The organism is Methylobacterium sp. C33D (assembly GCF_053345825.1).
The window spans coordinates 1-282 of sequence record NZ_JBKFAV010000251.1 but is presented as its reverse complement, the minus strand read 5'-3'; the positions used below and the strand labels follow the sequence as shown (position 1 = coordinate 282).

Here is a 282-nt window from a genome sequence, read left to right as displayed (position 1 = left end):
CCTCGGTGCGCGCCGCCTCCGCGTCCCCCGTGGCGGTGCGCAGGGCCGCCTCGACCGCCTTGCGCTCGGTGATGTCGAGGTGGAGGCCGACCATGCGCTGCGGCTGCCCGTCGGCGCCGCAGAGCGTCCGGCCCCGCGCGTAGAGCCAGCGGGCGCCGACTCGGAACTCGGCCGCGTAGGGGGTGCCGGACCCGACCGCCCGCCGGATCTCGCTCCAGACATCGGCGACGTCGTCGGGATCGATCAGCGCCGTCCAGGCGGAGGCCGAGATCGTGTGGGCCG

General features: G+C 76.6%; 1 protein-coding gene. It reads right to left on the bottom strand.

Annotated features, from left to right (window positions below):
• Window positions 1-282, bottom strand: a 282-nt coding sequence (locus ACLBXO_RS32255; RefSeq protein ID WP_447687973.1) for a PAS domain-containing protein, incomplete at both ends; no start/stop codon positions are given.